Annotated in this window: 3 protein-coding genes; all 3 read left to right on the top strand. The window is 45.2% G+C overall.

Annotated elements, in window-relative coordinates:
• Positions 1–517 (top strand): bacteriophage T4 gp5 trimerisation domain-containing protein (locus C5687_RS24190; protein ID WP_420796123.1); only part of this gene is annotated, 517 nt, incomplete at its 5' end.
• Positions 518–528: 11 nt separating this feature from the next.
• Positions 529–666, top strand: coding sequence for a DcrB-related protein (locus C5687_RS24185; protein WP_238380521.1), 138 nt, complete (start codon positions 529–531; stop codon positions 664–666).
• A gap of 113 nt (positions 667–779) precedes the next feature.
• The coding region (locus C5687_RS24180) for an ADP-ribosylglycohydrolase family protein (protein WP_104558225.1) at positions 780–1,541 on the top strand (762 nt) is incomplete at its 3' end.

The raw sequence follows: 1,541 nt of genomic DNA, 5'->3' as shown, positions 1-1,541 counted from the left end.
GAAAGACGGCTCGGTCGACAACGCCAACGCCCTGCGGTTTGAGGACAAGGCGGGCGCGGAGCAGGTGTGGCTCCAGGCCGAGCGCAATCTGGATATTAACGTCAAAAATGATGAATCGCATGCCACGGAAAAAAATCGTACCCAGTTTGTAGGTGAAAATGAAACCTTACGGGTGGTGAAAAATCAGCAGGCGGGTGTTAAAGGGGACGTCATTTGCCTGACGGGTAACAGTCGCAGCGATAAAGTGGTTAATAACTTTATTATTTCAGCGGGCAATACGTTGAGGCTGGAGTGTGGTGAAAGCGCCATTGAATTATCAAAAGATGGCAGCGTTAATATCATTGGTAATAACTTTAACTTCACCGCAAAACAGAACGCGCAGATAAACACGCTTGGCGGTGAACTGCATCTGAACCCTGCCGGTGGAAGCAATGCCATCGATCCTCCTGGGTCATCCCATCAGAGTGAAATCCAGCAGGAAGTGGATAGTTTTTTTGTTATTAATGCCAACAAATAAAAGTAACTCGTATGGCGGAATATACTCTCCAGGAAGCTACGCTGGCGTTACCAGATGTATATAAAGACAGAACCATGAATTTATTTGCCCTGAGCGAAAATGGTGCCAGTGAGTTTGCTTTTGTTGTGTCTCGTGCCAGTAAAAAATAATGAAGGACTGCATGACGTGACATCGCGTCTGGTGCTAAGCCGAATACATCGTTTGAGGTTGTCAGCAGGTCAGATGAACCTTGAATAATGAATATGGAATTAAAGGAAATACCATGATCGACCTTCATTACGAAGACTCAGTAATCAATCATTATGCTGCTCGCTATCATACATACCTGCCAATTAATGTCCGTAAGGCAATAAGAAGCAACAGTATTGATAATTTGAGTTCTTCACAAGCCTGGGATGCAACTTTACCTTTAATTACGACTGAAGATGTTTCACGTGATAAAGCGCTTGGGGCGCTTGTGGGACTGGCTGTTGGGGACGCCGTCGGCACCACTCTTGAGTTTAAGAAAAGAGACAGTGAACATGTAGCGGATATGATTGGTGGCGGACCTTTTCAATTAAAACCTGGTGAATGGACAGATGATACGTCCATGGCATTATGTCTGGCCGAGACTTATCTTTCAGAAAACAGAATGCACACCGATGTGCTTAGAAAATATCTCCTGAAATGGTATCTTGACGGAGAGAATAGCAGTAATGGTCGGTGCTTCGATATCGGGAATACGACGCAATTCGCACTTGAACAGTATATGCGTGTCGGACCTTCCTGGTATGGTAATACAGAGAAACACACTGCTGGTAATGCTGGGGTTATTCGTCAGGCACCGGTGTCTATCTTTCGTCGAAAATCGCTGCGTGCGATTTACTTCGAATCCCAGGCTCAGAGTCGAGCAACGCATGGCGCGGTAGAGTCAATTAATGCATGCCAATTTCTCGGATTGGTATTGCACTATTTAATTAACGGTTATCAAAAAGAAGAAACTTTTTCGCCTCATGTTTTCCCACTGTGCGCGCGTGTAATGATC

The organism is Enterobacter sichuanensis (genome assembly GCF_002939185.1).
Lineage (GTDB): Bacteria > Pseudomonadota > Gammaproteobacteria > Enterobacterales > Enterobacteriaceae > Enterobacter > Enterobacter sichuanensis.
The sequence above is the reverse complement of the archived record's forward strand: the minus strand, read 5'-3'. Positions and strand labels throughout refer to the sequence as shown.

Excerpts from the sequence above, each read along its gene's own strand:
- C5687_RS24185 (WP_238380521.1), top strand. The coding sequence starts at position 529 with ATGGCGGAATATACTCTCCAGGAAGCTACGCTGGCGTTACCAGATGTA.